Consider the following 26844-nt stretch of genomic DNA (forward strand, 5'->3'; position numbering starts at 1 on the left):
CCGGCAAATTCAACCTACCAGATCGAACGGCCATGCCGGCGCCGCCGCGATGCCGTCCGCCGACACGGCGTCCATCGCAGCCGGCGACGCGCCCGATGTCCGCTGGCTCAATCGCCTGGTGTAGACATCGGGCCACCAATCACCCAATCTTGGCCCCGGGAACAAAACAGGCGCTTCAAAGAAAGCGCACCGGGTGCTCATGAAACGACAATGGACATTGTATGATCCACGGCTGGCGTGGCTGCTGGTCGCGCCGGTGCTCCTGCTGCTGATCTTCTTCCTGGTGCTGCCGATCGCCGTGATGGCCGCCTACACCTTCTTCACCTTCGTCACCGCAGGCGTTGAAACCAGCGCGCTGACGACGGCGAACTGGCACGAATTCCTGACCGACAGCTATTATGCCGGCTTCCTTTTGAAGACGCTGCGGGTCGGCGCCATCACCGCGCTGCTTTGCGGGGTGCTGGGTTATTTCCCGGCCTATTTCATCTGGGCGACGACCTTCAAGCACAAATGGCTGCTGCTTCTCCTGCTCATCGTGCCGTTCTGGATCAGCTTCACCATCCGCACCTTTTCGTGGATCAACATCCTGGGCGAACAGGGCGTCATCAATGTCGCGCTGCTGAAGATGGGCATCATCAGCGAGCCGTTGCCGATGCTCTACAATGAGGGCGCGGTCATCCTGGGCATGCTGCACTTCCTGCTGCCCTACATGATCCTCAACGTCTATGTCAGCCTCGAGGGCATCGACCGTACCCTGATTTCGGCCGCGCGCTCGATGGGTTGCACCAGCGCACAGGCGTTCCGCGAAGTCACGCTTCCGCTTTCGCTGCCGGGCCTGGCGGCAGGCCTGCTGCTCTGCTTCGTGCTGGCCGCCGGCAGCTATGTCACGCCGCAACTGCTCGGCTCCGGCCGCGACGCGCTGTTCGGCAATCTGATCTACGACACCATCATGGGCGAGCTGAACTGGCCGATGGGCGCCACGCTTTCGATCGTGCTGTTCCTCGTGCTCGGCTCCTTCGCCGCCATCTACACACGCTTCATGGGCATGTCGCAGATCGTCAAGGGACTGGGCGGATGAAGGCGCGGCGGAAACACGAAGGCAGATGGGCCTGGCGGCTGACCGGCTTCGTCACGGTCTGCGTCTACATCTTCATGTTCGCGCCGATCGTAGCGACGGTGATCCTGTCGTTCAACGCCTCGATGTTCGGCGGCTTCCCGATGACCGGCTTCAGCCTGCAATGGTACGGCAAGCTGATGGCCAACGAGCCGGTGCTGGCCGCCTTCCGCACCTCGCTGTGGATCGCGCTGGTCACATCAGCCGTCACCACGGCAATCGGCGTCGTCACCTCGTTTGCGCTGGTGCGCTTCGAATTCCGCGGCAAGCAGGCGCTGAGCACGCTGGTGATCCTGCCGGCGCTGGTGCCCGAGACCATTCTCGGCGTCGGCCTCCTGGTGCTGATCAAGGCGGTCGACCAGCCGCGGACCATGCTTCTCCTGGTGCTCGGCCATATACTGCTCGCCGTACCCTATGTGGTGCTGATCACCCAGGCGCGCATGGTCGGTATCCGCCGCGTCTATGAGGAGGCGGCGCTCTCGCTCGGCGCCTCGCGCTTCTCGTCCTTCCGCGAGATCACGCTGCCGCTGCTCATCCCCGCCGTCGTCGGCGGCGCGCTGCTCGCCTTCACCATCTCGTTCGACAACACGTCGGCCAGCTTGTTCTGGCGGCCGGCGGGCGTCGAGACCATGCCCACCCAGATCCTTTCGATGCTCAAGATCTCGATCAGCCCGGAGATCAACGCGCTCGGCACCGTGATGATCCTGGTGACCGTCGGCATCCCGCTGCTCGGCGGCCTGATCCTGCAAAGCCTGACCAGATTGAAACGACGCGGTGAACCAAAGGAGCAAGCACGATGAAACTGTCCAACGGCAAGCGGCTTGAACGGCTGCACGATAGATATCAAAACGGCGATCTCAGCCGCCGCACTTTCCTGACGCTGACCGCCGCCGCGGCCGCCGCGGTCGGCCTCGACATGCCCTGGATGCGGCAGGCGCTCGCCGCGGTCGAGGAGGTTCGCTTCGACGGCTGGGGCGGCACGGTGCAGGACGCGATCGACAAATACGCCTTCAAGCCCTACACGGCCAAGACCAAGATCAAGGTGGTCCAGGGCACGTTCGGCGACGAGGACGAGATCATCACCAAGATCAAGACCGCCAAGCCCGGCGACTACCAGGTCATCCATTCCTCCGGCGTCAACTACTACATCAAATATGTGAATGGCGGCCTGACCTCGGAGATCAACGAGGCCAACATTCCCAACATGGCCAATGTGCTGCAGCCGATGATCGATCCGTTCCGCAAGCTGACGCCGAAACTCTCGGCCGTGCCTTACGACTACGGCACGACAGGCATCGCCTACAACACCAAGGTGATCTCGCCCGAGGAGGCCAAGGAAAAGGGCGCCGCCCTTCTGCTCGACAAGAAATACGCCGGCAAGGTCGGCGGCTATTCCGACATGACCACTCGCGTCTGGTACGCCGCGCTCGCCACCGGGCAGGATCCCAACAACCTCAAGGACATGGATGCGATCTGGGCCAAGGTGCGCGAGACGCGCGACCTCGCCAAAAAGTTCTGGAGCTCCGGCGCGGAGCTGATGGACCTGCTTTCCAAGGGCGAGATCGTGGTGACCGACGCCTGGTCGGGCCGCGTCGCCGCCTTGCAGGACCAGGGCCATCCGATCGGCTATCTCGACCCGGCCGGTTCCTATGCCTGGATGGAGGACATGCTGATCCTGAAAGGCTCGCCAATGGCCGAGTGCGAGGAGTTGATCAACTTCATGCTCGACCCGGCGACCGCCATCGCGGTCGCCGAAGGCCAGAGCTATCCGCCGTCGCTCGATCCGACAAAGGTCAAGCTCACCGAGAAGATCGAGAAGCTGCCGGCCTTCGACAAGACCGGCACGATGAAGTCGCTGACCTTTGCCGACCCGGTCTACTGGGCGACCAACGAGGACGCCTGGACCAAGCAGTGGAACAGGATCTCGAAAGGTGCCTGACAGAAACGACCTTTCAGAAGTGCCCCGGCCGGAAGCGGCCGGGGTGGCAAGGCCCGGCGCGGGCGCACCCGCTCCGAGCGGCGCCGGGACCGGCCAGCCGGCGGTCGAGTTCCGCGACATCGACATCGCCTATGGCAAGTTCGTCGCCGTGCGCGATTTCTCGCTCTCCATCGCCAAGGGCAGCTTCGTCACGTTGCTCGGGCCTTCGGGCTGCGGCAAGACGACGATCCTGCGCTCCATCGCCGGCCTCGTCGACATTTCGGGCGGCCAGATCATGATCGACGGGCGCCGGGTGGACGATGTGCCGATCTACAAGCGCAATATCGGCCTGGTCTTCCAGAGCTATGCGCTGTTCCCGCACAAGAACGTCTTCGACAACGTCGCCTTCGGCCTGAAGTACCGCAACGTGCCGAAGCCCGAGATCGTGCGCAAGGTGCCAGGCGCTCGAAATGGTGCGGCTGCCGGGCAGCGAGAAGAAGCTGCCGTCGCAGCTGTCGGGCGGGCAGCAGCAGCGCATCGCGCTTGCCCGCGCCATCGTCTTCGAGCCGCAGGTGCTGCTGCTCGACGAGCCGCTGTCGGCGCTGGACGCGAACATGCGCGAGGAGATGCGCGTCGAGATCAAGAAGATCCAGAAGGAAACCGGCATCACCGCCATCTTCGTCACCCACGACCAGGAGGAAGCGCTCTCCATGTCGGATCGCATCGTGGTGATGAACGCCGGCGCTGTGGAGCAGATCGGAACCCCGCAGGAGGTCTATGAAACGCCCGCCACGGCCTTCGTCGCCGACTTCCTCGGCAAGGCCAACATGCTGGCCGGCACCGTGAGCCGGTCCGGCCAGGCAATGGCGGTGACGCTTGCCACTGGCCAGACGGTCGAGGTCGCCTGTCCAAGGCCGCCTGCACAGGGCAGCAAGGTCACAGTCGTGCTGCGGCCGCAGAAACTGTCGATCGGCGCGGCGGCAGGCCCCAACAGGCTGTCCGGCCGTGTCGTCTCGGCCTCGTATCTGGGCGGCAGCGCCATCTATGAGGTCGACATCGGCGGCAAGACCGTCATCCGCGCCAACGCGCCGATCACCGGCCGCGTCCTTCGCGAAGGCGAGGCGATCGACCTCGGATTCGATCCCGAAGGCTGCGTTCTGCTCGATGAGGACGGTCAGCGCATTTCGTGACGCAAGTCGCCCAGGAGCCGGCCCGGCTCGAGCGGCGCTACGCGGCCGGCTTCATTGCCCCGCCGAGACGCTCGCCAGGCGGTTGGGATGCCTGAGATGGGTTGGCGTGATGCCGGTCTGCTGGCGGAAGACGCGGCTGAAATGGCCGGCATTGGTGAAGCCGCAGCGATAGGCGATGTCACCGATCTGCAGGTCGCTGCCTTCGAGCAGCGACTTGGCATGATGCACTCTCAGCGCCAGATAGGCCGCCATCGGACCGATGCCGAGTTCGGTGCCGAAAAGCCGCTCGAGCTGGCGCCGTGAGCAATTCAGGCGGGTTGCGATCTCGGCGACCGACAGCGTCTCCTGCAGGTTGCTCTCCATCAACAGCAAGGCACGCTTGACCGACCGGCTCGACGCTGCCGGAAACAGGTCACCGACGGGCTGCACGTCCCGGCTGCTCCTGATGCGGTCGAGCACCAGGATCTTGGCGGCCTTTTCCGCCGCCTTCTGGCCGATGAACTGGGACACGAAATAGCCGGCAAGGTCGGCCGCACCCGTGCCGCCGGCGCAGGTCGAGCGGCCGCGGTCGACGGAAAACAGGCTGTCGGCATGCGCGTTGACATCGGGGAACTGGCTACGGAAATCCTTGATGTGGAACCAGCTGACGGCCGCGGCGTAGCCGTCGAGCAGGCCGTAGCGCGCCAGCACGAAGCTTCCCGTGCACAGCGCCGTCAGCGGCACCCCCTTCTCGGCCGCCCGCAACAGGAAGACCTCCTTGTCGGAACTCAGGCTGCGGTTGGTGTCGAGCAGGCCGCCGACCACCACGATGTTGTCGAAATCCTCAGGATTGCCGATCCCCTTGGTGGGCAGCAATTCGACACCGCAACTCGCCCGGATCGGCAGGCCGCGTTCGCCGACGATCTCCCAGTCGAACTCGATCCTGCGGCTGCGATCGCCCTCGTCACCCGCCAGCCGCAGCGTGTCGATGAACAGTGACAGCGGCGACAGCGTGAAGTCGCGCACCAGGAGAAACGCAAACCGTCTTGCCATTATACTTCCGCAACTCGTTCGCCCGCCTTAGCCGATGCCGCAACTTACCACCAGCCTGGAAGGGCAAATTTAAGCGTTTTCTACTACAGTCGTTCGATGAGCTACAGTTCAGGAAAGGTATCCGGGTCGAATTGGCCATCACTGGATTCAGCCTCGGCCGCGTGAGACGGGCCGTTTTTTCTTCCGCCAACTTGCCGGCGGCGATCGCTTTCGTCGTGCTTCTGGTCTGCTCAATCGTCGCCGACCAGCAGAACAGAAGGGTCTCCGACCAACTGGCGCGCGCCGACGTGCTGGCAAAGGTCAACATCATCCGCGCCAAGCTCGAAGGCAACATCAACGGCAATCTTCAGCTTGTTCAGGGGTTGGTCTCGGCCATCGATACGGAACCCTATATGGGCCAGCAGCGATTTGCCTCGCTTGCCGGAAATCTGTTCCAGCAGAAATCGCAGTTACGCAACATTGCCGGCGCGCCCGACCTGGTCATCTCGCTGATGTACCCGATGGAAGGCAACGAGAAGGCGATCGGGCTCGATTACCGCAAGAACGAAGCGCAGCGGACGGCGGCGCTGCGGGCGCGCGACCATCGGGTGCTGGTGTTCGCCGGCCCGGTCGACCTTGCCCAGGGCGGGCGCGGCTTCATCGGCCGCATTCCGGTCTTTGTTCCGACCGCGGGCGGCGGCGACCGTTTCTGGGGCATCGTCTCGGCGGTGGTCGATGTCGACCGGCTCTACGCGGCGAGCGGGCTGACCGACCCTGATCTCGACATCGATGTCGCGCTCACCGGCAAGGATGCGCTGGGCGGCGCCGGCGAACGCTTTTTCGGCGCCGGCCAGGTCATCGCAGGAAATCCCGTATCGGCCGCTGTGCAGCTGCCATCGGGTTCCTGGCAGATTTCGGCCATCCCCAAGGGCGGCTGGCCGGCGGCTCCGAAAAACGAGTGGGCCTTGCGGTCGCTCATGTTGCTCGCCGGAGCGCTGGTGGTGCTGCCGATCATGGTGGCCGGCCGGCTGTTCGGCGAGAGGCAGAAAAACTACGCCGAGCTGAGGCGCCTGTCCGGGCGCCTGGAGCTGGCGCTGGAAGCCTCTGGTATCGGCGTTTGGGAACACGATCTCACCACCAACGAAATGGTGTGGGATGACCGCGTCAACGAGATCTACGGCAAGTCAGCCGACGGCAAGCCGCGCGGCTATGATGACTGGGCGCAGGCGATCCATCCTGAAGATCTCGCGCGGGCGAGACAGGACTTCGATCTCGCCGCGGCCAAACAAGGCCCCTATTCCTCACAATACCGGCTCCTACGCCCCGACGGCACCGTCCGCCATGTGCGCACGCGCGCGACCTACTTCCAGGACATCGGCGGAACGCCCAAGCTGATCGGCGCCGAATGGGACGTGACCAGCGACGTGCTGCTCAACGAAAACCTCATTCGCGAACGCCAGTTGACGGAATCGAAGAACGCCGAGCTCAATCTCGCCAAGGCACATATCGAATATGCGGCGCTGCACGATTCGCTGACCGGCCTGCCCAACCGCCGCTATCTCGATGAACTTCTGGCCGAGAACGGCAAACCGGACCGGCGCACGGCACTGCTGCACCTGGACCTCGACCGCTTCAAGCAGATCAACGATACGCTCGGCCACGCTGCGGGCGATGCCATGCTGGTGCATGCCTCCAAGGTTATCCAGGCCAATGTGGGCCGTGACGATTTCGTTGCGCGCATCGGCGGCGACGAGTTCGTCGTGGTGAGCCATGGGCTTGACGACGACGGACTGTCGGCACTTGCCCACCGCATCATCGAGGACATGCGCCAACCTGTCGATTATCGCGGTCATCCGTGCCGTTTCGGGGTCAGCATCGGCATTGCCGCCAACAACGGCGTCGACGTGAAACAGTTGCTGGTCAACGCCGATCTCGCGCTCTATCGGGCCAAAAGCCGTGGGCGCAACCGTTACGAGTTCTTCAACGAGGAGCTGCAGAGCGAGATCGTGCGGACCAAGCAGATCGCCGACGAGATCCTGGGAGGGTTGGAGCGGAACGAATTCGTCGCCTACTATCAGCCGCAGTTCGACGCCAGCACGCTCGAGATCGTCGGCGTCGAGGCGTTGTCGCGCTGGAAGCACCCGCGACGCGGCATCCTGGCCCCCGACGCCTATCTCAAGGTGGCCGAAGAACTCAATGTCGTGGCGCTGATCGATCGAATCGTCCTCAAACACGCGCTGGAGAATTTCGAGCGTTGGTCGCGCAGCCATCTCAACATCCCGCGCGTGTCGGTCAACGTCTCGGCCAGGCGGCTGGAGGACAGGGACCTGATCGAGGGTCTGCGCAAGCTCGCCATCAAGGCGGGAACGGTGTCGTTCGAACTGGTGGAGTCTATTTTCCTCGATGAAAACGACGACCTGGTCACGTGGAATATCGACCACATCAAGGAACTCGGCATAGACATCGAGATCGACGATTTCGGCACCGGCCACGCCTCGATCGTCTCGTTGCTCAAATTGCGTCCGCGCCGCCTCAAGATCGACCGCCAACTGATCACACCCATCACCGGCTCAATGGCGCAACGGCATCTGGTGGCGTCGATCATTGAGATCGGCAAATCGCTCGGCATCGAAGTGGTCGCCGAGGGCGTCGAGACGATGGAGCATGCGCGCATCCTCAAGGAACTTGGCTGCGATATCCTGCAGGGCTACCTTTTTGGCCGCCCGATGGAGGCCAAGGCCTTCAAGGCCTTCGCCCTGTCGCGTAAATGGCTGGCCGCGAGCTAGATTGCCCCTAACCAATGGCGTTGCCTTTGACCGCCGACGTGCCCGTTGCGGATCGATCGCCACATCGCTATATGGCTCCTGTCGGAAAAGGCAGGGTTGGTTTGGTAAGCCCAACTCCTCTCGGTAACGAGAGCTCTGGTCTTTGGCTTCGTGCACGAGATCCCCACGACGAACATCGGACGCTGATCGAGCGTCCAATCGTTCGTCCGTGTGGCTCCCAACGCGAGGAACGCTCCGGTCGAACATCGACCAAGGAGCAGTTCATGCACAGCCACCACCCAATTTCCCATGATGTCGTCATCTCCGGCGCCGGCCCGGTCGGCCTGTTTCTCGCTTGCGAGTTGCGTTTGGCAGGCCTCTCGGTCCTGATACTGGAAAAGGCCGAAGATCCCCGTTCGCCGCTGAAGCGGCTGCCCTTCGGCATGCGCGGTCTCTCGGCACCCACTATAGAGGCCTTCCATCGACGCGACCTGCTGGACGCCATTGCGCCGCCGACGACGAAGGATGGCTCGGGCAAATTGGTCGCCGCGCACTGGATGCAGCAGCCGCGCCGCCCGGGCGGCCATTTCGCCGGCATCCAGTTCCATCTCGACGCCGTCGACAGTTCGAAATGGCCCTATCGCCTGCCAGGCCCGGCGGGCACCAGCATGGCGGTCGAGATGGAGCAGTTGGAAACCATGCTCGCCACCCGCGCGACCGCCATGGGCGTCGAGATCAGGCGCGGCCTTGGCGTCGAAATCTTCGACCAGTCGGACGAGGACGTGACGATCCGCGCCGGTGGCGAGATTTTTCGCGCCCGCTGGCTCGTCGGTTGCGATGGCGGCCGCAGCACGGTCCGCAAGCTTGGCGGCTTTGCCTTCACCGGCACGGATGCCGAGTTCACCGGCTATTCCGTTGAGGTCGAAATAGCCGATCCGGACGCGCTCAGCCCCGGCCGCCACTACACGCCGACGGGCATGTATACCTACTCACGGCCAGGAACCATCGCGATGGTCGAGTTCGACGGCGCAACTTTCCACCGGACAGAGCCGATCACACTGGAGCATGTGCAGGCCGTGCTGCGCCGCGTGTCCGGAACCGACGTCACCCTGACGGCGCTGCGCCTCGCCACGACCTGGACCGATCGCGCCTACCAGGCATCCGCCTATCGCAACGGGCGGGTGCTGCTCGCCGGCGACGCCGCGCATATCCATTCGCCGCTCGGTGGCCAGGGGCTCAACCTTGGGATTGGCGATGCGATGAACCTCGGCTGGAAGCTCGCCGCCACCATCCGTGGCGACGCGCCGGCCGGCCTGCTCGACAGCTATTTCGATGAACGCCATCCGGTGGGAGCGCAAATTCTCGACTGGTCGCGCGCCCAGGTCGCGTTGATGCGGCCAAGCCGCAGTTCACGCGCGCTCGAAGCCATCATCCGCGACCTCATCGACACGCGCGACGGCGCGACCTACTTCGCCGAGCGCGTCTGGGGCGTGTCGCTGCGCTACGACGTCGGCGGCAGCCACCCACTGGTGGGCCGCAGCGCGCCCGATTTCGAACTGGCCGACGGAACGAGACCCGGCGAACGCTTGAGGACCGGCCAAGCCCTGCTGCTGGACTTCGCTGCCCGCCCTGCCCTCCAGGCGCTTGCAAGCCGCTGGAGCGGGCGGATCGCCTATGTCGCCGAGGACGCCAGGGAGCGCCTGGGCCTGAGCGCCCTGCTCGTGCGCCCCGATGGTGTCGTCGCCTGGGCCGCTGATGGTGAGCCTGATCTGGAGGGCGCCGCTCAGGCCGCGTCGCGATGGTTCGGCGAACCCGGACAGGTGGCTGCGTATGCCAAAGGAACTGTTTGAGCCTGATTTCGGTTGTCTGCTGTGCGAAGTGTCGTTTCACGAAGGCACCTGACGAGCGAACATGAAACATGGCAGACAAGAAGCGCGATTCCTTGCGAAAGGTCCTGGGTGGCATCGTCGCGGCAATTGCCGGCGCGCCTGATCGCACATCCGAGCAAGGCGTGAGCACCGCTAAAGCGTCAGTAGTCGCCGAATGGCCGCTGCCGCCATCGGCAACACTTGGCTCCGCCTTGCGCCTGAAGGGGATCGAACGCGAAATTCGAGCCCGTCTGCCGTGGGCTGTAAGGAAATTTGCCAAGGCTGAGACGGGCCGCATCGTCTTGCGCATGTTGAAAACCGACGCGGATGCCTTCCAGGCGGCCTCGGCAACCATCTCCAGGACACTGGAAGGGATCGAAGCCCTGGCCGTGCTTCCGCGCGAGGCAGAGGACATTCTCACCATCTCCGCCCGCGAGCGCCACAAATGGCTGAAGGACGGCCGCTTGAGGAGCATCGGCACCCGCACCGTCAAGATGCGCGGGCGATCCAAGGCCGTGACCTTCCATGTCTTCGATCCACGCCACATCGAGGATGTTCTCGATCGCGACCTGGCGAGCGCCTGGCGGGAGGAAGATGCGCAAGAAGCGTCCGAAAACAGACGGCGCGGTGCCGGCAAGGCCGCCCTGACACGCGCAGGAAAACGACAGCGCAAGGCGCGCAGCGCCAGGACTTCGGGAAAGGATGACGCTCCACCGCCGAAGCTGGAGGGCTGGGACACATTCGAAGCGGAAGGCCTGCTGCGCTGAGCCGAGGACGCATTCAACCAGTCCGAACCGTTAAATCCCGTGGTCCGGAAAAACCAGGCGGTTGTCGGGAATCGCCCCGGCCGTTCGTCCTTTGGGTGCAACCAAGAACCGAACCAACCACCCGGAGCCTCCCATGATCCCCACCATCACCGCCTTCGAACGCTCGCCCGATGGCGGCAAGGGACTGGCGCGCGATACACGTGTTCGCTGGGCGCTCGAAGAAGTGGGGCAGCCCTATGAGGTTCGTCTTGTTTCCTTTGCCGGGATGAAGGCGCCTGACCATCTGGCCATCCATCCGTTCGGCCAGATCCCCACCTATGAGGAAGGTTCTCTGTGCCTGTTCGAGACCGGCTCGATCGTCTTTCACCTTGCCGAGCAGCATGCGGGCCTGCTGCCCAGGGATCGTGATGCCCGCGCCCGCGCCATCACCTGGATGTTTGCCGCCCTCAACACCGTGGAGCCACCGATCCTCGAATTGACGACGGCGAGAATATTCGAAGCCGACAGGTCCTGGAGCGAGCAGCGCCTGCCATTGGTCAAGGACCGTGTTCGCGCCCGGCTGGACCAGCTCTCGGCCTATCTGGGCGCCGCCGAGTGGCTCGATGGTGCGTTCAGCGCCGGCGATCTGCTGATGGTGTCGGTGCTGCTTCGACTACGCATGTCGGGCATTCTGGACGAATATCAAAACCTGGCTGCCTATGTGGCGCGCGGGGAAGCCCGGCCCGCTTATGCCAGGGCCTTCGCCGCGCAATTTGCGGTCAACGCCGCATCATAAAGCTGACGCAGCAAGGCGCGGCGCTTCCAGCTTGACCGCATGCCCCAGGCGGCGACAGCTACGGATAGTTCGCCCTTGCGACCACCGGGCTCAAATCGCCCTGCAGTTCCTTCGGCAAAGGCAGGCTCGAGCATTGCAGGTGCACGTCGCGGGCGTAAAGCTTTCGCTGCTTCTGCTCGGCCTCCTTGGTGGCCGCGATGATGCCTAACCCGTACGGGCCAAGGGCGACGAATTCCCAGCCCGGGTGCTGTTTTTCGCGCGCCGCGTAGGCCGCAGCCGCCGCGCGGGCCTGCTGGCATGCTGGCGACGCCCATTTCGGATCCTGCGGCGAAAGCGACGCGCCATAATCGACGGGAGAAGTCGCGCATCCAGCCACAGTCGCGGCCAATGCGGACATTGCAATCGCCATCGCAATTCTCATCCCCAGCCCTTCCCGTGAATTGCATCATCCTGAATTCCGCGCGCGTGGCGAAATGGCGCCCCGTATCTGGCGGAACCCGCCGGCCAATCACGTGTACGCGATGTCCAGCCCCTTGCGCTTGCCATAGGCCTCGGTTCGTGTCGATCTTCCCGCGGCCAGATTCAGGCCGCGTGCCTGGAACTAAATGACGGGCGAGACTGTTCCGTTGTAACTTTAACACAGCGCTGACGCGCCAGGCCGCGCAAGCGGCGACCTCCAGGAGTTCCAAGCATGAATATTTCGTCCGGATTTCGTAGAATCGCGGTTGCCGCCATCGCCACCGCGGGCATCGGCTTTACCAGCGCCGCGCATGCCGACAGCGGCACGATCCGCTTTGCCGTCTACAAGGCGGCCTTCTTCGTCGGCGGCTCCGGCGGCGAAGGCACGTTCACTTTCCACGGCAAAACCTATCCCATCTCGATCGGCGGCGTCTCGGGCGGCCTCGCCTTCGGCGTTTCCAAGACCTATTTCCACGGCACCGTTCGCCATGTCAGGCGCGCCCGCGATGTGACGGGGGTCTACGGTGCGGCTGGCGGCGGCGGTACGCTCGGCAAAGGCGCCCAGGTGATCGTCATGACCAATGACAAGGGCGCCCAGCTTGAATTGACTGGCAAGCAGGTCGGCCTGCAGGTCAACGCCGATCTCAGCGGCTTGGCCATCTCGCTGAGGTAAGGGGGCCTATTCCTTCGACGGTAAGAGGTCGGACGGGAAATCCAGAAGGCGGCGTCGGCTCGACAGCCGCCTTTTCCTTGGCCGAAGACCGACACGCTTTTGATCCAGACACGAGGTTGGACACATGGCGCTCAAACGGATGGACAATGTCGGAATCGTCGTCGATGACCTCGAAGAGACGATTGATTTCTTTCGCGAGCTCGGCCTTGAGCTCGAAGGGCAGGCCACGATCGAAGGTGAATGGGCCGGACGTGTCACCGGACTGGGCGATCAGCACGTCGAGATTGCCATGATGCGTACGCCGGACGGTCACAGCCGGCTCGAACTGTCCCGCTTCCTCACGCCGCCGGTCGTCGCGGACCACCGTGACGACCCGGTCAACGCTCTGGGGTACCTCCGCGTCATGTTCACCGTGGACGATATCGACGATACGCTTGAAAGGCTCCGCAAGCGCGGCGCGCGGCTCGCAGGCGAGGTCGTCCAGTACAAGGACGTGTATCGGCTCTGCTACATTCGCGGACCCGGAGGGCTTCTCATCGGCCTCGCCCAGGAGCTCGGCTGAGCGCATACGACGCCGATGTCAGCGAGCGCGTCTCCGTTAGCTCCGCAGCCCCGGCGCTTCCTGCCCCGTGCGCTCGACATATTCGGTATAGCCGCCGCCATAAGTGTGGATGCCTTCCGGCGTCAGCTCCAGCACACGGTTCGACAGCGCTGCCAGAAAATGCCGGTCGTGCGAGACGAACAGCATAGTGCCCTCATACTGCGACAGCGCCTCGATCAGCATCTGCTTGGTGGCGATGTCTAGGTGGTTGGTCGGCTCGTCCAGAACCAGAAGGTTGGGCGGATCGAACAGCATCAGCGCCATCACCAGCCGCGCCTTCTCGCCGCCTGACAGCACGCGGCACTTCTTCTCGATCTCGTCGCCGGAAAAGCCGAAGCAGCCGGCAAGTGCGCGAAGCGGCGCCTGGCCGGCCTGCGGGAAATTATCTTCGAGCGTCTGGAACACGGTGCGCTCGCCTTCGAGCAGCTCCATGGCGTGCTGGGCGAAATAGCCCATTTTCACGCTCGGCCCGCGCGCCACCGTGCCGGTGTCGGGGTCGGAGGCGCCTGCCACCAGCTTCAGCAGCGTCGACTTGCCGGCGCCGTTGACGCCCATGATGCACCAGCGCTCGCGGCGGCGGACCTGGAAGTCGAGCCCCTCATAGATGCTGCGGCTGCCATAGGCCTTGTGGACATTCTTCAAGGTGACGACATCCTCGCCGCAGCGTGGCGCCGGCTGGAACTCGAAATTCACCACCTGGCGGCGCTTGGGCGGCTCGACGCGGTCGATCTTGTCGAGCTTCTTCACCCGGCTCTGCACCTGCGCCGCGTGCGAAGCGCGCGCCTTGAAGCGCTCGATGAAGGCGATCTCCTTGGCAAGCATGGCCTGCTGGCGCTCGAACTGCGCCTGCTGCTGCTTGTCGGCTATCGCCCGCTGCTGCTGGTAGAATTCGTAATTGCCGGAGTAAGCGGTGAGCGAGCCGGCATCGATCTCGACGATCTTGTTGACGATGCGGTTCATGAACTCGCGGTCATGCGAGGTCATCAGCAGCGCGCCGTCATAACCCTTCAGGAATTGCTCCAGCCAGATCAGGCTTTCGAGATCCAGATGGTTGGACGGTTCGTCGAGCAGCATGACATCGGGCCGCATCAAAAGGATGCGCGCCAGCGCCACGCGCATCTTCCAGCCGCCGGAGAGTTTTCCGACATCGCCGTCCATCATCTCCTGGCTGAAACCGAGGCCATCCAGCACCTCGCGGGCGCGGCCGTCCAGCGCATAGCCGTCGAGCTCCTCGAAGCGATGCTGCGCCTCGCCATATTTCTCGATGATCTCGTCCATCCGGTCGGCCTGGTCGGGATCGGCCATCGCCGCTTCCAGTTCAGCCATCTCTGCCGCCACGTCGCTGACCGGCCCGGCGCCGTTCATCACTTCGGCGACGGCGCTGTGGCCCGCCATGTCGCCGACATCCTGGCTGAAATAGCCGATGGTGACGCCGCGATCGACCTGCACCTGGCCCTCGTCCGGCTGCTCCTGGCTGGTGATCATGCGAAACAAGGTCGTCTTGCCGGCGCCGTTCGGCCCGACAAGGCCGACCTTCTCGCCCTTCTGCAAGGAAGCCGACGCCTCGATGAAGACAAGCTGACGGCCGTTCTGCTTGCTGATGCTTTCAAGTCTGATCATGCGGTTTCCGAAGGAATTGGAACTTGGGAGGATTTTCCCCGGGCCATACGCGATGGCGAGCGCCAGAGGAAGAGGCGCAAGCGCCGCAGACAGCCGCGGCGCTTCTTCCTTCCCCCTTGTGGGGAAGGTGGATCGGCGAGCAGCGCCGAGACCGATGAGGGGTGCTCCAGCGGAAGGAGACGTTGGCGTTCCCTGGAGCACCCCTCATCCGACCTCGCTTCGCGAGGCCACCTTCTCCCACAAGGGGAGAAGGGAAAACCCTGCCAGACACACTTCAGAAACAAGATTCAACATGCGGGAAAAACTGAAGAAAAGATCGTCTGCGATAACCATCCTCGTAGCAACCGGACAGCGGTCGCCACATAACGCGAAGGGATGGTCCCGACAATGCAACGACGTTCGACCGGATGGATGGGTGCCCTCGCAGGCATTTCGCTCTCCATGCTTGCGGTCGCGCCATCGGGTGCGGAAGCGGCGGTTACCCGGAGCGAATATTGCAGCCGGCTCGGTTCTCAACTCGACGGAGCCATCCGGACCAAGGCCGAACCCGGTGCCAGTGCGAGCCAGATCGCCACGGCAACGGCACTGCAGGACAAGGCAAACCGGTTTTGTGCCGAGCGCAAGGAGGCGCAAGGCATCCGGACCTACGCCAACGCCCTGAAACTTCTTGGAGTGACACCGGTCGACCTCGACCAGTGACAGCAGCCATCAAAGGAAAGCCTATCATGAACAAGCCCCTCCTCTGCGCCCTTGGTTTCGCCATCGCGCTCGGTCTGGCTATGCCGGTTGTCGGCACCGCCACGGCCAATGCGGCCGCCACCACCACCGCTGCGCCGACCACGGCTCCGGCTCCCGCCGCGCCGACCACGGCTCCCGCCGCCGCTGCGTCGACTACGGCTCCCGCTGCCACGGCCAAGCCGGCCCAGGCTGCCGCGCACAAGCACGTCAAGAAGCATGTCAGGCACGGCAAGAAGCACCACCGGCATCTGAGGAAGCACGGCCACCGGCACGTCGCCAAGAAGCACACCCTCAAGCGTACCCACAAGAAGCACGGCCACGCCAAGGCGGCTTGATCGCCAGCTTTCTTTCTGACTTCCTCCCGGGAAAAGGCCGCCATTCGCTGAAAAGCGCGGGCGGCTTTTTCTTGCCTGCAGCAAGGCAAGTCAGATCCGCTGAAAGTTCGTCAAAACAGAAACTTACGGCAATTCCACGATTCAGATCGTGAACCGCCTCAAGCCACACCGAGTGCGGCCCGAACCTGCGGCCCGCTCATGCCGCTGTCGAAGACTGATGTGCCGGGATCGAAGCGGCGGCCCTGCGACAGCGGTCCGACCACGACCGGGTCGAAGCCGGCATCGCCCACCAGCCGCGCCGCGAGCGCAATAGCCTCATCGTCATCGCCGGCAAGCGGGATGCCGACCCTGTCGCCGGCGCGATGTGCCTGCGATTGCAGCGTCGTCCACATGACCGTGCTGAAAGCGCGAACCAGTTTCGCGCGCGGCAGCAGCAGGGCGACCGCGAAAGCCACGCCGTCTTTGCGGGCAAGTGCGGCGTCGCCGAAGGCGCCGTCACGCGGCGGGTCGGGCACCGTGGCGTCGAGCAGCACCTTGTCGCCGAGCGCGGCCGCGATCTCGGCCGCGACACCGGGCCAGGCCCGAAACGGGATGGCGGCCAGCACGGCATCCGCGCCGGCAACGGCATCGAGGGCCGATCCCGCCGTGGCCTTGCCGCCAAGGCCGGAAAGCATCGAACGCAGCCGTTCGGGATGCCGCACGCCAAAGCTCACCTCATGTCCAGCCTGCGCCCACAGCCGTCCGACCGTGCCGCCGATCATGCCGGCGCCCAGAATTCCAACTCTCATCGTCGCCTCCTGTTCGCTCACCACGGCAGTTTCTTGCCGTCGCGGAAAAAGCCGCCGGTCGGGCCGTCATCAGGCAAGGTGGCGGCCCAGACGATGCCGGCCGCCCCTTGCGCCACCGGGCGTCCGCCCGCCCCGCCCATGTCGGTGGCGACCCAGCCGGGGCAGATGGCATTGACCAGCACGCCGGAGCCGCGCAGTTCCGCCGCCAAAACGCAGGTCAGCGCATTGAGCGTCGCCTTCGATGTCGAATAGGCTGGCGCCCCCGCTCCCATCGAGGCCAGCGAACCACCTTCGGACGACACATTGACCAGTCTGCCGTGGCCGCCGGCCTTCAGCAGCGGCGCAAAGGCGGCCGCCACCCGCCAGGCGCCGAAGACATTGGTCTCGAACGCCTCGCGGATAACCGTCCAGTCCGGCCGCAAAGCGCGCGAGCCGGTGTCGTAGTGGATGGCGGCATTGTTGATCAGCACGTCGAGCCGGCCGAACCGGCGCTGCACCTCATCGGCTGCCGTTGTCGCCGCGTCGGGTGCTGCGACATCGAGCGCGATGGCCTCGACGTGACCCTCGAGCCCTTTCGCCGCGGCCTCGCCCTTGGCCAGATCGCGCACGCCGAGCAGCACGGTGAAACCAAGTTTCGCCAGCTGGCGGCCGGTTTCCAGCCCGATGCCGCGATTGGCGCCGGTGATGAGCGCGACTTTGTTGGGGCGCGTGGTCATGGGCCACTCCTGGATTTCGATTGCTTGGAGAAAAATGGCACGAGGCAGATTGATTTATTAGGCGGCCGAGGTCGCAATCATTATGCGATCGGATGCATGAGTTGAGGGGTTGATTTCCAACATTGCATTCTCTGTCGCTCCCCAATCCCGCACTCAGCATCGCTACGAATGCTCCGCCGCAGGAATCGGGTGTCGTCCGATGTCGTGCCATGCGATCGTCCACCCACAACGGGGACCTGCCATGCTCACGCTTCACGATTATCTGCCATCGCAAAATGGCTGGAAAGTCAGGGTCCTGCTCGGCCTTCTGAAGATCCCTTACGAGACCCACATGGTCTCGATCTTCGAGGGCGAGAGCCACAGCGATGCATTTCACGAACTCAACCCCGCAGGCGCGGTCCCCGTGCTCCAGCTCGAAAATGGCAGCGCCATTGCCGAGTCCAATGCGATCCTCACCTATCTCGCCGAAGGAACGCCCCTGCTGCCGGCGGACCGCTTCCGGCGTGCCAAGGTGATGCAGTGGCTGTTCTTCGAACAATACAATGTCGAGCCCGTCATCGGCTCGCTGCGCTTCTGGACCTTGACCGGAAGGCTCGAACGCAACCACGCCATGGTTGCCGGCAAGCGCGAGGCCGGCGCCCGCACGCTGGCCGCCCTGGACCGCAGCCTTGGTAAGACGCCGTTCCTCACCGGAGACGACCTCACCATCGCCGACGTCGCCATCTACGCCTACAGCCACCGCGCCGGCGATTGCGGCTTCTCGCCGGCGGACTATCCCGCATTCCTCGCCTGGACCGGCCGCGTGCGCGACGCCATCGGCCCCGGCTACCCCGTCCACCCCTACAGCATCGACCCGCATTCGGGCGGCTGAGAGCTACTTCTTGCCCTGCGGATAGATCGTCTCGCCACGCTTCAGCATCGCGACGAAGGTCTCGATCTTCTTCTTGCGGCCGGCCTCGGTCTTCATGTTGTGGGTGCGGAAGGCGAGCGAGAAGCGGTTTTGCGCGCTGAGTTTTTCCAGCATCGCCTTCGCCGCCGGCTCGGCATCGATGGCCGCCTGCAAATCGTCGGGGATTTTCATCTCCTTGCTGCCGCCATAGGCGCGCGCCCAGCGCCCGTCGGCCTTGGCGGCTTCGACCTGTTTCAGCCCATGCCCGGTCATGCGGCCCTCCTCCACCAGCCGCGCGACATTGTCGATGTTGATCTTGCTCCAGATGCTCTTCTTGCCGCGCGGCGTGTAGCGCTGGAGAAAACTGTTCTCGTCCAGCCCCTTACGCACCGCGTCGATCCAGCCGAAGCACAGCACCACATCGATGGCCTCCTTCGGCGTGATCGACTTCAGTCCCGACCCGACCTTGTGCACCTTGATCCACACTTCGTTTTCCGTGGCGTGGTGCTGGCCGAGCCAGGCATAAAAACTCGCAGCGTCGGGGAATTCCCGGACCTTGTCGGGATCGACCTTGACCGGCGCCATCAGCGGGCCTGCCGGTTCTGTGCCGTTGTCGTTTGCTCCACGATTTCTCCTGCTTTCACTGTCGTCCTGCCTCCTGCATCGTGGCACGGATCACTGCCAGTTTCCGTCAGCAGAAAAACGTGCGGCTGCGGCTGCGAAGCGACGGAACGCATCATCCATCGCCGTGCGGTTTGAACGCAACCGACCAGATGGAGGAGCGCGACACTTTCCCCACCGTGCTATATCACCGCAAGCCGTCGGGCTTTGGGGACATGCCACAATGAAATCTCTGCTCTTCGGCCTCGCCTTGTTGCTGCCGGGCGTGGCGCTGGCCGAACCGATCGAGACCCGCAAGATCATCACGGCGCTGACCGGCGACTTCAACGGCGACGGCGCTCCCGACCTTGCCATGGTGGTCGAGACCGGGCCGACCGACCCGATGGACATCCATTTCTTCCTCGGGGACAAGGAGCACCATTACCTCAAGCCCGTCGAAATCGTGCGCGAACAGATCGGTGGCGAGTGGAACGGTTACGACCAGCCGGGCTATGAGAACTCCGACGCCGAGCCGGAGCTGACGATGCTGCCCAACGGCTCGATCAAATTCTATCTGCCGGCGCCGGAGATCGGCAGCGAGCGCACCAACCAGACGCTGATTATCGCCTACCGCAACGGCGCCTTCATCGTTGCCGGCTTCGCCTATGATTCCGATGATTACCTGCAGGAGAATGCCGCCAGCGCCTGCGACTACAACGTGCTGACCGGCAAGGGCACCAGCTCGAAGCAGCAGCCGGACGGCGGCACCAAGCACAAGACCGTGTCGGCTGAAGGCCGGACCATCGCATTCCGGGACTGGAACTCGGGCGACGCCTTCGCCGCTTGCCAGGAATAAGGGGCGCGCCCTGCCCTTCGGCCGGCATCAGGCCGGTGGTGGCATTGCCGGCGTCAGGCCATGGCGGCGCATGATCTCCATCATCGCAGCTTTGTCAGGCGGCCCGCCGGCAGCGGCGTTGAGCAAGCCGAAGGCCTCGCGGAAATAGTCCGGACCAATTGCCGCCGGCGTGATGACGCACAGCGCCTTGGCATCCCTTGTGCCATTATTGTCGAAGCGATGCACGGCGCCGCGTGGGATGCACAGCGCCTCCCCCGGCCCAACCTCGATCGGCTTGCCGTTCACGGTCCAGGTCAGGACCCCGTCAATGCCGTAGATCGTTTCCTCGTAATGATCGTGGCTGTGCGCCGGCGCGGGCAAGCGCTGCGCTCCCGGCACCATCAGTTCGAAAGCGGCGACGCTGCCATTCGAATTCTCGCCCGACACCAGGAAACGGACCGACAGCCCCTTGGTGCCGATGGTCTCATTGGCCGGGTTGACCTGAAGATCCATGGCTGACATTGCGCAAACCCCTCCGGTAAATTACATTTACTAGCCATCAGTAAACTCAATTTACCGGATCGTCAATGGCCACCTCAGCCGAAGTCCTGCAGACCAAGACCACCGACCTTTTGATCGGCGCCCTGCTGCGCGTGCCGGCGCAGGCCATCCAGCGCCGGTTGATCAAGGAGCTCAACGCCGCCGGTTTCGACGAATTGCGCCTGCCGCACATGGCCGTGCTGCAGTTTCCCGGCCCGGACGGCACGCGCCCCGGCACCATCGCCGAACGTGCCGGCATGAGCAAACAGGCGATCAACCAGCTGCTCAGCAGCCTCGAAGGCTACGGCTATATCGTCCGCTCCGACGGCGAAGGCAGCGCGCGCGTGGTTCACGCCACCGAACGCGGCCACGCCGCCTTCTGGAAGATGGTCGACATATTGCGCGACATCGAGGAGGAGTGGCGCACCGAGCTCGGACCGGAGCGCTTCGACCAGCTCAAAGCGCTGCTGTTCACCGTCTGGGACAGCCCACTGGTGCGCTGACCGCAGCCGCGTTCATGTGAGGCATCATCGGCATTTCCGATGGCGCTATCGGTTTTTTCCGTTTTCCGTCGGCACACCGGCCTGCCAATCCCCTGCCCTTGTCCCATCAAAGCAAAGGCAGAGCGACATGAACCTTTCGAACCAGAAGATCCTGATCGTCGGCGGCGGCTCCGGCATGGGCCTGGCGCTGGCCAGGCGTTGCGTCGAGGCTGGTGCCACGGTCATCATCGCAGGACGTAGCGACGACAGGTTGCGACAGGCGCGCGAGACACTTGGCAATCCCGCCGGCCTGGAGGTAGCCGTCGTCGACATCGCCAGGGAAGACCAGGTTGCGGCGCTGTTCGCCGAGGTCGGTGGCCTCGACCACATCGTCAGCACGGCGGCCGACATAGAAGGCGCCTACAGGCTGCTGCCGGAGCTTGACCTGAAGGCGGCGCAGCGCATGGTCAACAGCAAGCTCTTTGGCCCGCTACTGCTTGCCAAGCACGGCGCGCCACGGCTTGCCGCGAGCGGCTCGATGACCTTGATCTCCGGCATCGCCGCTTACCGGCCGGCCGCGCGCGGCTCGGTCGTCGCCGCCGTCAATGCCGCGCTCGAAGGGCTGGTGCGGGCGCTGGCCGTCGAACTCGCGCCGCTCCGCGTCAACGCCGTTTCGCCCGGCTGGGTCGACACCGAGATCTGGGCGCAGGTCGCCGGCGACCGCAAGGCCGAAATGCTTGCAGCGATGGCCGAGCGGCTGCCGGTCGGCAGGGTCGGCCAGCCCGAAGACATCGCCGACGCTATTTTCTTCCTCATCGGCAACGGATTTACGACCGGCACGACGCTGCATGTCGAAGGCGGGCACCGGCTGGTTTAGCTGGCGACAGTCTTCGCCAGGGAGTTGTTTGGAAACAATGCCTTGGAGCTGTCAGCCGATTCAACTTCTGAGCCCGTCTCGAGCCGTTCCGGCGCCAGCGTGTCGCGCGCGGCGGCAAGCAATTGCCTGAGCGCCGGCGGCTGGATGCGCCGGCGTCGCCAGACCATCGTCAGCGGTGCCGGCCGCATTCGACCGGGCCACGGCAATTCCACGAGCTCGCCGCGCGCCAGCGCACCGCTGACGGCGAGACGGGGAATGAGGCCGAGCCCGGCACCCGTCGCCACCAGCCGGGCAATGGCGCCGATGCTGCCGACTTCGGCCGCGGGTTTGGGCGGAGCCATATCCGCCTCGGCAAAAGCAGTGTCGAGCATGTGCCGGTAGATGCATCCGGGCTCCGTCGCCACGAAGCGCAGCGCGGCAAGGTCTGCCAGGCCACCCGGCGCGAGGGCTTGCCCGGGAGCAGCGACCAGCACCAGCGGTTCGGCCCCTATCGTGCGCCTGGCCAGGCGTCCGTCGGCCGCGCCCCGCGCACCGTCCCGACGCTCGAAGCAGAAAGCGACGTCGATGTCGCCGTCCTCCAGCAGGCGCCGCAGCGTGCCGCTGTCGGCCACCTTCATCCGCACGGTGATGTCTGGATGTCCGGCCTGGAACCCCGGCAGCCAGGGCGCCAGCCGGGCCGCGGCGATCGTCTCCAGCGCGCCGATGGTCAGCGCCCCGCTGGTGCGTCCGGCAGCCGCCAGCACCGCCGCGCGCGCCTCGCCGTCGAGCCGCAGCAGCTCTTCTGCGATCGGCATCAGCGCCAGTCCTGCCGGCGTCAGTTCAAGACCGGACTTCGAGCGCGTGAACAGGGCAGCGCCCAGTTCGGCCTCGAGGGTCTGGATCTGGTCGCTGACACTCGATTGCGCGAGATGCACCGCCTCGGCGGCACGCGTGATATTGCGGCTGCGCGCCACCGCGAGAAAGGTCTTGAGCAGTCTTGGATGCATCGCGCGGCCGACACCAGGCCTATTGCAGCTGCGGCTTCTTCAGAAAACTGCCGCGATCGGCGGATTTGACGCGCAGCCAGGTCTCGCGGCCGTCGCGCACCACGCGCATCGGGATCTCGGCGCCGGCCGAGCCGCTGTCCCACAGCTTGCGATAGAAATCGGCGAGACCGTCGACCGCGCCGTCGCGGACCTCGGAGATGACGTCGCCCTGGCGCAGGCCGGCTTTTGCCGCCGGGCCGCCCTCGGTCACGCTCATCACCACCACCTTGCCGTCGCTTTCGGCCGACAGGGCGCCGAGCCACGGACGCGGCGGCTTGGCCACCTGGCCGCGCGTCAAGAGATCGTCGAGGATCGGCGGCAACAGGTCGATCGGCACCACCATGTTGATATCGGCGACCTCGCCGGCGCGGCTCATCTGCAGGCGCAGCGAACCGATGCCGAGCAGCGCGCCATCGGCACCGAACAGCGGCGCACCGCCCCAGGACGGATGCGCCGGCGCGATGAAGATCGCCTCGTCGAGCAGATACTCCCAATAGCCGGCGAATTCCTGCTTGGTGACGATCTTGGCTTCGACCGCCCGGCCGATGCCGTCGGCAAGCACCACCGCGTCGCCGATCCTGGCCTTGCCGGCATCGCCAAGCGCCACGGCCGGCAGGCCGGTCGGCGCCAGCGCCTGGACCAGGCCGAAACCGGATTCCTGGTCATAGGCCAGCGCGTGCGCCGGGATGACGCGGCCGTCATACGCGGTCAGCCAGACCTCCTCGGCCTCGGTGATGAGATAGCCGATGGTCAGCACCAGCCCGTCATTGCGAATGACGACGCCGCTGCCCTCCCTGAGCGTACCCAGCGCGCCGGCCGTGAAGGCATCCTCGGGAACGGTCGCGCGCACGGCAACGACGGAGCGCGGATTGGGATTGATGGCCATGATTTTGTCCTGCGATGCAAATGCTTGGCGGCTTCTTCTATAGGTATGCCTCGGAGGGGATGGTGCAAGGTGCGCATCGCTAGTTCTTCCTTCTCCCCCTGTGGGAGAAGGACAAGCGCAGCACCCGCATAAAACAATAGTTCAATGCAAGTTGAACTTCCACCTCCGCAGCCCTAGCTATAGATGTGTCCGCTCAATCCCGTCCTTCCCTTCCCCATGAGGCCCGACATGACAGACTACACCCCGCCGAAAGTATGGACCTGGAACAAGGCAAATGGCGGCACCTTTGCCAGCATCAACCGTCCGATCGCCGGGCCGACGCATGACAAGGAATTGCCCATCGGCAAGCACCCCTTGCAGCTTTATTCGCTGGCAACGCCGAACGGCGTCAAAGTCACGGTGATGCTGGAGGAACTTCTGGCGCTGGGCCACAAGGGCGCCGAATACGACGCCTGGCTCATCCGGATCAACGAAGGCGACCAGTTCGGCAGCGGCTTCGTCGAGGTCAATCCCAACTCCAAGATCCCGGCCCTGATGGACCGCAGCGGCGCCACCCCGGTGCGCATCTTCGAATCCGGCTCGATCCTGGTCTATCTCGCCGAAAAGTTCGGCGAATTCCTGCCCACCGAGCAGCCGGCGCGCGCGGAAGTCCTGTCCTGGCTGTTCTGGCAGATGGGTTCGGCGCCGTATCTGGGCGGCGGCTTCGGCCATTTCTATGCCTACGCGCCGCAGAAATTCGAATATGCCATCGACCGCTTCGCCATGGAAACCAAGCGGCAGCTCGATGTGCTCGACCGCCGGCTGGCCGAAACTGAATATCTCGGCGGCAAGGACTACACGATCGCCGACATGGCGGTGTGGCCCTGGTATGGCGGGCTGGCGCTCGGGCGCATGTACAATGATTCCGGCGAGTTCCTGTCCGTGCAGGAATACAAGCACGTCCAGCGCTGGGCGAAGGCGATCGACGCCCGCCCGGCGGTCAAGCGCGGCCGCATGGTCAACCGCGCCTTCGGCGAGCCGGCCATGCAGTTGCATGAGCGCCACGACGCCAGCGATTTCGACACGAATACGCAGGACAAGCTCGCCGCCGAATAGGCGGCGGCAAGGCTGACAAGAAAAACCCGCCACCAGATTGGTAGCGGGTTTTTCAAATGCCAGATGTTGAACCAGTTAGTGCAGCACTTCGACGATCTGACGGGTCTCCGGGTCGACCAGGACAGTCTGGTCGTTGATCACGGCGACGCGATACTTGACGTTAGGCACTTCGCGCAGTTCGACCTTGTCGGGCACCGGCGAGCCGAGCTTGAGCTCGAGGCCCAGCAGATTGACCGACGCCAGCGGCTGTTTCTTGACGTATTCGCGAACCACCGTCTCCTGCTCCGGCTGGACGACGATGGTGTCCGCCAGAGCCGTACCGATGCCGCCCATCAGGATGATCGCGGCTGCCGCACTCGAAAGATAATGTTTCATAACAAACCTCCTTGGTAGCTATCTGGGTTCCGCCCTTGAGGAAAACTCTGACGTCACCGCAAGGTTCCACTCCAATTTGTGGAATAGATGTACGGCTTTCACGATATGATGATTTCAATTTTTCTCGGAATGGAGCGACGTTCCGAAATTCTGCTTGAGAAATCCGGAGATCATTACGAATATCAGAATATTATACACTTTCCTCGGAAGGCGCATATCAGGTGCTTTCTTCCGAAGGGGCCGCGATCCGCCGAATGCCTTAGAGACAGCTAACGTAGAGCGCACCGTGTCGTTCCCAGATGCCGTCGTGGAAGGCATCAAAAAGGCCCGCCCGGCCGGGAGCAGGGCGAGCCTCAAACGGTGCCGGCGGAGGTGGCAGCCTCACCGGTCACATTGGGAAAACGCCGGCGCCGGCATCCGGTTCCAGCGCCGATAACGTGACCCATTCAGCGGCAACCATGTGACGGTCATGACGTTGTCCGCCCGGACGAAATCTCCAGCAAGAATGCTCACGCCATGGCTCCCCCCGTGACCAAGCATCCCTTCATGCTGGTCGTTATCGCGCTGACGGCGCCCTTTGCCGGCCTTGCCTGGCGCACGCGCGAATGGATGGGCTGGCAGCGAGTCGTCTCACTGCCGATCTATCCCCGGTGCCCACCGTCGCGATGCAGCGGCCGAACAGCGTTGGCCTCACCCTGATCTGCGGCTTTGCGCGCGCGACTGTAGATCAGCCGGATGACGAGCGCGAAGTAACCGACCTGGAGGACAACCAGCACCGCTATCGTCCAGCCCAGCGCCTTCCAGAAAGAACCGGTGGCCATATAAGTCCAGACCGCGACGATGATGGTCGTGGCTGACATTCCTACGAGAAACTGCCCAAGATACATCGATACCCAAAGCCGCCGAAACTGCCCGTTTCGAACGACTCTCCCGCTTGGAGTCCCAATGCCCGCACACAACGTTTCATTATTTTAGCAACTGCGCAACTATGTGATCGTCCGACCCGTAACCACCCTCGAAATTTGTTGCGCGCTGACCCGGTCAGGAGCAATTTGATGCTCACGGACTGAGGTAATGCAGAAAACAAGTCCGGGGGGATGGGGAAATGACGCTCAAACTGATCGGAGCCGGTTTCGGCCGCACCGGCACGTGGTCGACTTTTGCCGCGCTGAACAGGCTCGGCCTGCCCTGCTATCACATGCAGGAAGTGATTATGAACAAGGCCAACAAGGGCCATCTCGATTTCTGGCGCAAGGTCGCCAACAGCCCGCCCGGCAGCCAGCATGACTGGAACCGCGTCTTCGCCAACTATACGGCGACCGTCGACAATCCCGGCTGCTGCGTGTGGAAGGAATTGCTGGCCGCCTACCCCGACGCCAAGGTGCTCTTGACCCTGCATCCGCGCGGCGCCGAGGCGTGGTACGAAAGCACGATCGACACGATCTACTTCACCGAGAATGTCTGGCAATTCAAGATCCTGGAATGGCTGACGCCCTTCGGTTGGAAATTCGGCGACATGTCGCGCAAGCTGATATGGGGCCGCACGCTGGACGGCGTGATGAACGACCGCGCCAAGGCGGTGGCGCGCTACAACACCTATGTCGAGCAGGTGAAGGCCGCGGTGCCGCCGCACAAGCTGCTGGTCTACAAGGTGACCGAAGGCTGGGCGCCGCTCTGCGATTTCCTCGGTGTGGCGCTGCCCAACGAACCCTTCCCCAACCTCAACGACCGCGAGACGATCAAGAAGATCATCCGCGACATCATCAAGGGGTCGTATATCATGCTGGGGCTGGCAATCGCTGCCATAGTGGCGGTGGTCGCAGCGCTGTGGTGGTGGCTAGGCTAGTCACACCCGCACGCTCAAGTCCGAAGGCGTCCGAATCCCTAGCTGCGAGGACCGGG

30 protein-coding genes and 1 pseudogene are annotated in these 26844 nt (G+C 64.0%); 19 read left to right on the forward strand and 12 right to left on the reverse strand.

Annotated elements, in window-relative coordinates:
* Positions 1-9: 9 nt before the first annotated feature.
* Positions 10-147 (reverse strand): hypothetical protein, encoded by a 138-nt coding sequence (locus MAFF_RS39045; protein ID WP_157865953.1) that lies wholly within the window; start codon positions 145-147, stop codon positions 10-12.
* Between the two features lie 52 nt (positions 148-199).
* Between MAFF_RS39045 and MAFF_RS09110 the strand changes: the two genes are divergently transcribed.
* The 5 genes and pseudogenes from MAFF_RS09110 (at position 200) to MAFF_RS40590 (ending at position 4222) form a co-directional block, all read left to right on the forward strand.
* Positions 200-1078 (forward strand): ABC transporter permease, encoded by an 879-nt coding sequence (locus MAFF_RS09110; protein WP_010910606.1) that lies wholly within the window; start codon positions 200-202, stop codon positions 1076-1078.
* Positions 1075-1914 (forward strand): ABC transporter permease, encoded by an 840-nt coding sequence (locus MAFF_RS09115; RefSeq protein ID WP_010910607.1) that lies wholly within the window; start codon positions 1075-1077, stop codon positions 1912-1914. The genes MAFF_RS09110 and MAFF_RS09115 overlap by 4 nt, the downstream gene beginning before the upstream one ends.
* On the forward strand, positions 1911-3053 hold the full coding sequence (locus MAFF_RS09120) for an ABC transporter substrate-binding protein (protein WP_010910608.1): 1143 nt from the start codon (positions 1911-1913) through the stop codon (positions 3051-3053). Before MAFF_RS09115 ends, MAFF_RS09120 begins: the two co-directional genes overlap by 4 nt.
* Before the next feature lie 148 nt (positions 3054-3201).
* Positions 3202-3568 (forward strand): annotated as a pseudogene (locus MAFF_RS40585) (ABC transporter ATP-binding protein); the annotation flags it as partial.
* Positions 3569-3895: 327 nt separating this feature from the next.
* Positions 3896-4222, forward strand: a complete 327-nt coding sequence (locus MAFF_RS40590) for a TOBE domain-containing protein (RefSeq protein WP_244420814.1) — start codon at positions 3896-3898, stop codon at positions 4220-4222.
* Positions 4223-4273: 51 nt separating this feature from the next.
* On the opposite strand, the gene MAFF_RS09130 is transcribed toward MAFF_RS40590, so the two are convergent.
* A complete protein-coding gene (locus MAFF_RS09130; RefSeq protein WP_010910611.1) occupies positions 4274-5254 on the reverse strand; it encodes a GlxA family transcriptional regulator in 981 nt (326 codons plus the stop codon).
* Between the two features lie 161 nt (positions 5255-5415).
* Between MAFF_RS09130 and MAFF_RS09135 the strand changes: the two genes are divergently transcribed.
* The 4 genes from MAFF_RS09135 (at position 5416) to MAFF_RS09150 (ending at position 11408) form a co-directional block, all read left to right on the forward strand.
* On the forward strand, positions 5416-8019 hold the full coding sequence (locus tag MAFF_RS09135) for a bifunctional diguanylate cyclase/phosphodiesterase (RefSeq protein ID WP_010910612.1): 2604 nt from the start codon (positions 5416-5418) through the stop codon (positions 8017-8019).
* Between the two features lie 263 nt (positions 8020-8282).
* On the forward strand, positions 8283-9848 hold the full coding sequence (locus MAFF_RS09140; protein ID WP_010910613.1) for an FAD-dependent oxidoreductase: 1566 nt from the start codon (positions 8283-8285) through the stop codon (positions 9846-9848).
* A gap of 68 nt (positions 9849-9916) precedes the next feature.
* Positions 9917-10633 carry a hypothetical protein gene (locus MAFF_RS09145; protein WP_010910614.1) on the forward strand — a complete coding sequence of 239 codons (717 nt, stop codon included), beginning with the start codon at positions 9917-9919 and terminating at the stop codon, positions 10631-10633.
* A gap of 133 nt (positions 10634-10766) precedes the next feature.
* Complete coding sequence (locus MAFF_RS09150) at positions 10767-11408, forward strand: glutathione S-transferase family protein (RefSeq protein WP_010910615.1); 642 nt, start codon at positions 10767-10769, stop codon at positions 11406-11408.
* Between the two features lie 58 nt (positions 11409-11466).
* Here the strand turns inward: MAFF_RS09150 and MAFF_RS09155 are convergent, their stop codons facing one another.
* On the reverse strand, positions 11467-11829 hold the full coding sequence (locus tag MAFF_RS09155) for a hypothetical protein (protein WP_010910616.1): 363 nt from the start codon (positions 11827-11829) through the stop codon (positions 11467-11469).
* A gap of 270 nt (positions 11830-12099) precedes the next feature.
* On the opposite strand from MAFF_RS09155, the gene MAFF_RS09160 reads away from it, so the two are divergent.
* Entirely contained in the window at positions 12100-12540 is a 441-nt protein-coding gene (locus tag MAFF_RS09160) for a hypothetical protein (protein WP_010910617.1), read from the forward strand.
* 124 nt (positions 12541-12664) lie between these two features.
* Entirely contained in the window at positions 12665-13102 is a 438-nt protein-coding gene (locus tag MAFF_RS09165) for a VOC family protein (protein ID WP_010910618.1), read from the forward strand.
* Between the two features lie 36 nt (positions 13103-13138).
* Here the strand turns inward: MAFF_RS09165 and MAFF_RS09170 are convergent, their stop codons facing one another.
* On the reverse strand, positions 13139-14761 hold the full coding sequence (locus MAFF_RS09170) for an ABC-F family ATP-binding cassette domain-containing protein (protein WP_010910619.1): 1623 nt from the start codon (positions 14759-14761) through the stop codon (positions 13139-13141).
* A gap of 387 nt (positions 14762-15148) precedes the next feature.
* Between MAFF_RS09170 and MAFF_RS09175 the strand changes: the two genes are divergently transcribed.
* Together MAFF_RS09175 and MAFF_RS09180 are read left to right on the forward strand one after the other, a co-directional pair.
* The gene (locus MAFF_RS09175) at positions 15149-15460 is read left to right on the forward strand and encodes a hypothetical protein (RefSeq protein ID WP_044548161.1); all 312 of its coding nucleotides are present in this window, start codon (positions 15149-15151) and stop codon (positions 15458-15460) included.
* Between the two features lie 26 nt (positions 15461-15486).
* A complete protein-coding gene (locus tag MAFF_RS09180; protein ID WP_044548162.1) occupies positions 15487-15834 on the forward strand; it encodes a hypothetical protein in 348 nt (115 codons plus the stop codon).
* A gap of 158 nt (positions 15835-15992) precedes the next feature.
* Here MAFF_RS09180 and MAFF_RS09185 read toward each other — a convergent pair whose 3' ends face one another.
* Both MAFF_RS09185 and MAFF_RS09190 read right to left on the reverse strand, forming a co-directional pair.
* Complete coding sequence (locus MAFF_RS09185) at positions 15993-16622, reverse strand: NADPH-dependent F420 reductase (RefSeq protein ID WP_010910622.1); 630 nt, start codon at positions 16620-16622, stop codon at positions 15993-15995.
* 17 nt (positions 16623-16639) lie between these two features.
* Positions 16640-17338 carry an SDR family NAD(P)-dependent oxidoreductase gene (locus MAFF_RS09190; protein WP_010910623.1) on the reverse strand — a complete coding sequence of 233 codons (699 nt, stop codon included), beginning with the start codon at positions 17336-17338 and terminating at the stop codon, positions 16640-16642.
* A gap of 241 nt (positions 17339-17579) precedes the next feature.
* On the opposite strand from MAFF_RS09190, the gene MAFF_RS09195 reads away from it, so the two are divergent.
* Positions 17580-18209, forward strand: coding sequence for a glutathione S-transferase family protein (locus MAFF_RS09195; protein ID WP_010910624.1), 630 nt, complete (start codon positions 17580-17582; stop codon positions 18207-18209).
* A gap of 3 nt (positions 18210-18212) precedes the next feature.
* Here the strand turns inward: MAFF_RS09195 and MAFF_RS09200 are convergent, their stop codons facing one another.
* A complete protein-coding gene (locus tag MAFF_RS09200; RefSeq protein WP_032931066.1) occupies positions 18213-18812 on the reverse strand; it encodes a YdeI/OmpD-associated family protein in 600 nt (199 codons plus the stop codon).
* Positions 18813-19071: 259 nt separating this feature from the next.
* On the opposite strand from MAFF_RS09200, the gene MAFF_RS09205 reads away from it, so the two are divergent.
* Positions 19072-19683, forward strand: coding sequence for a hypothetical protein (locus MAFF_RS09205; RefSeq protein WP_044548166.1), 612 nt, complete (start codon positions 19072-19074; stop codon positions 19681-19683).
* Positions 19684-19710: 27 nt separating this feature from the next.
* On the opposite strand, the gene MAFF_RS09210 is transcribed toward MAFF_RS09205, so the two are convergent.
* Entirely contained in the window at positions 19711-20184 is a 474-nt protein-coding gene (locus MAFF_RS09210; RefSeq protein WP_010910627.1) for a cupin domain-containing protein, read from the reverse strand.
* A gap of 65 nt (positions 20185-20249) precedes the next feature.
* Here MAFF_RS09210 and MAFF_RS09215 point away from each other — a divergent pair, with 65 nt between their 5' ends.
* On the forward strand, positions 20250-20705 hold the full coding sequence (locus MAFF_RS09215) for a MarR family winged helix-turn-helix transcriptional regulator (RefSeq protein ID WP_010910628.1): 456 nt from the start codon (positions 20250-20252) through the stop codon (positions 20703-20705).
* A gap of 127 nt (positions 20706-20832) precedes the next feature.
* Entirely contained in the window at positions 20833-21561 is a 729-nt protein-coding gene (locus MAFF_RS09220; protein WP_010910629.1) for an SDR family oxidoreductase, read from the forward strand.
* On the opposite strand, the gene MAFF_RS09225 is transcribed toward MAFF_RS09220, so the two are convergent.
* Positions 21558-22547: a LysR family transcriptional regulator gene (locus tag MAFF_RS09225; RefSeq protein WP_010910630.1), complete on the reverse strand. Its 990-nt coding sequence runs from the start codon at positions 22545-22547 to the stop codon at positions 21558-21560. The genes MAFF_RS09220 and MAFF_RS09225 overlap by 4 nt on opposite strands.
* A gap of 19 nt (positions 22548-22566) precedes the next feature.
* Positions 22567-23472 carry a S1C family serine protease gene (locus MAFF_RS09230; protein WP_010910631.1) on the reverse strand — a complete coding sequence of 302 codons (906 nt, stop codon included), beginning with the start codon at positions 23470-23472 and terminating at the stop codon, positions 22567-22569.
* Between the two features lie 228 nt (positions 23473-23700).
* On the opposite strand from MAFF_RS09230, the gene yghU reads away from it, so the two are divergent.
* Complete coding sequence (gene yghU, locus MAFF_RS09235; protein ID WP_044550693.1) at positions 23701-24567, forward strand: glutathione-dependent disulfide-bond oxidoreductase; 867 nt, start codon at positions 23701-23703, stop codon at positions 24565-24567.
* A 75-nt stretch (positions 24568-24642) separates the two neighbouring features.
* On the opposite strand, the gene MAFF_RS09240 is transcribed toward yghU, so the two are convergent.
* Together MAFF_RS09240 and MAFF_RS09245 are read right to left on the reverse strand one after the other, a co-directional pair.
* Entirely contained in the window at positions 24643-24942 is a 300-nt protein-coding gene (locus MAFF_RS09240) for a DUF1236 domain-containing protein (RefSeq protein ID WP_010910633.1), read from the reverse strand.
* A gap of 641 nt (positions 24943-25583) precedes the next feature.
* Positions 25584-25802, reverse strand: coding sequence for an exopolysaccharide production repressor protein (locus MAFF_RS09245; RefSeq protein WP_341872718.1), 219 nt, complete (start codon positions 25800-25802; stop codon positions 25584-25586).
* Between the two features lie 245 nt (positions 25803-26047).
* Here MAFF_RS09245 and MAFF_RS09250 point away from each other — a divergent pair, with 245 nt between their 5' ends.
* Positions 26048-26788: a sulfotransferase family protein gene (locus MAFF_RS09250; RefSeq protein WP_010910635.1), complete on the forward strand. Its 741-nt coding sequence runs from the start codon at positions 26048-26050 to the stop codon at positions 26786-26788.
* The last annotated feature ends 56 nt before the right edge of the window (positions 26789-26844 follow it).

This window comes from Mesorhizobium japonicum MAFF 303099 (assembly GCF_000009625.1).
Lineage (GTDB): Bacteria > Pseudomonadota > Alphaproteobacteria > Rhizobiales > Rhizobiaceae > Mesorhizobium > Mesorhizobium japonicum.

Bases quoted from the DNA above. Each gene is read 5' to 3' on its own strand.
- MAFF_RS09205 (WP_044548166.1), top strand. From the start codon at position 19,072: ATGAAATCTCTGCTCTTCGGCCTCGCCTTGTTGCTGCCGGGCGTGGCG.
- MAFF_RS09175 (WP_044548161.1), top strand. From the start codon at position 15,149: ATGCAACGACGTTCGACCGGATGGATGGGTGCCCTCGCAGGCATTTCG.
- MAFF_RS09145 (WP_010910614.1), top strand. From the start codon at position 9,917: ATGGCAGACAAGAAGCGCGATTCCTTGCGAAAGGTCCTGGGTGGCATC.
- MAFF_RS09120 (WP_010910608.1), top strand. From the start codon at position 1,911: ATGAAACTGTCCAACGGCAAGCGGCTTGAACGGCTGCACGATAGATAT.
- MAFF_RS09245 (WP_341872718.1), bottom strand. From the start codon at position 25,802: ATGTCAGCCACGACCATCATCGTCGCGGTCTGGACTTATATGGCCACC.
- MAFF_RS09220 (WP_010910629.1), top strand. From the start codon at position 20,833: ATGAACCTTTCGAACCAGAAGATCCTGATCGTCGGCGGCGGCTCCGGC.
- MAFF_RS09150 (WP_010910615.1), top strand. From the start codon at position 10,767: ATGATCCCCACCATCACCGCCTTCGAACGCTCGCCCGATGGCGGCAAG.
- MAFF_RS09250 (WP_010910635.1), top strand. From the start codon at position 26,048: ATGACGCTCAAACTGATCGGAGCCGGTTTCGGCCGCACCGGCACGTGG.
- MAFF_RS09110 (WP_010910606.1), top strand. From the start codon at position 200: ATGAAACGACAATGGACATTGTATGATCCACGGCTGGCGTGGCTGCTG.
- MAFF_RS09200 (WP_032931066.1), bottom strand. From the start codon at position 18,812: ATGGCGCCGGTCAAGGTCGATCCCGACAAGGTCCGGGAATTCCCCGAC.
- MAFF_RS09185 (WP_010910622.1), bottom strand. From the start codon at position 16,622: ATGAGAGTTGGAATTCTGGGCGCCGGCATGATCGGCGGCACGGTCGGA.
- MAFF_RS09160 (WP_010910617.1), top strand. From the start codon at position 12,100: ATGAATATTTCGTCCGGATTTCGTAGAATCGCGGTTGCCGCCATCGCC.
- yghU (WP_044550693.1), top strand. From the start codon at position 23,701: ATGACAGACTACACCCCGCCGAAAGTATGGACCTGGAACAAGGCAAAT.
- MAFF_RS09115 (WP_010910607.1), top strand. From the start codon at position 1,075: ATGAAGGCGCGGCGGAAACACGAAGGCAGATGGGCCTGGCGGCTGACC.
- MAFF_RS09240 (WP_010910633.1), bottom strand. From the start codon at position 24,942: ATGAAACATTATCTTTCGAGTGCGGCAGCCGCGATCATCCTGATGGGC.
- MAFF_RS09190 (WP_010910623.1), bottom strand. From the start codon at position 17,338: ATGACCACGCGCCCCAACAAAGTCGCGCTCATCACCGGCGCCAATCGC.
- MAFF_RS09215 (WP_010910628.1), top strand. From the start codon at position 20,250: ATGGCCACCTCAGCCGAAGTCCTGCAGACCAAGACCACCGACCTTTTG.
- MAFF_RS09170 (WP_010910619.1), bottom strand. From the start codon at position 14,761: ATGATCAGACTTGAAAGCATCAGCAAGCAGAACGGCCGTCAGCTTGTC.
- MAFF_RS40590 (WP_244420814.1), top strand. From the start codon at position 3,896: ATGGCGGTGACGCTTGCCACTGGCCAGACGGTCGAGGTCGCCTGTCCA.
- MAFF_RS09140 (WP_010910613.1), top strand. From the start codon at position 8,283: ATGCACAGCCACCACCCAATTTCCCATGATGTCGTCATCTCCGGCGCC.
- MAFF_RS09210 (WP_010910627.1), bottom strand. From the start codon at position 20,184: ATGTCAGCCATGGATCTTCAGGTCAACCCGGCCAATGAGACCATCGGC.
- MAFF_RS09130 (WP_010910611.1), bottom strand. From the start codon at position 5,254: ATGGCAAGACGGTTTGCGTTTCTCCTGGTGCGCGACTTCACGCTGTCG.
- MAFF_RS09165 (WP_010910618.1), top strand. From the start codon at position 12,665: ATGGCGCTCAAACGGATGGACAATGTCGGAATCGTCGTCGATGACCTC.
- MAFF_RS09230 (WP_010910631.1), bottom strand. From the start codon at position 23,472: ATGGCCATCAATCCCAATCCGCGCTCCGTCGTTGCCGTGCGCGCGACC.
- MAFF_RS09180 (WP_044548162.1), top strand. From the start codon at position 15,487: ATGAACAAGCCCCTCCTCTGCGCCCTTGGTTTCGCCATCGCGCTCGGT.
- MAFF_RS09225 (WP_010910630.1), bottom strand. From the start codon at position 22,547: ATGCATCCAAGACTGCTCAAGACCTTTCTCGCGGTGGCGCGCAGCCGC.
- MAFF_RS09155 (WP_010910616.1), bottom strand. From the start codon at position 11,829: ATGAGAATTGCGATGGCGATTGCAATGTCCGCATTGGCCGCGACTGTG.
- MAFF_RS09195 (WP_010910624.1), top strand. From the start codon at position 17,580: ATGCTCACGCTTCACGATTATCTGCCATCGCAAAATGGCTGGAAAGTC.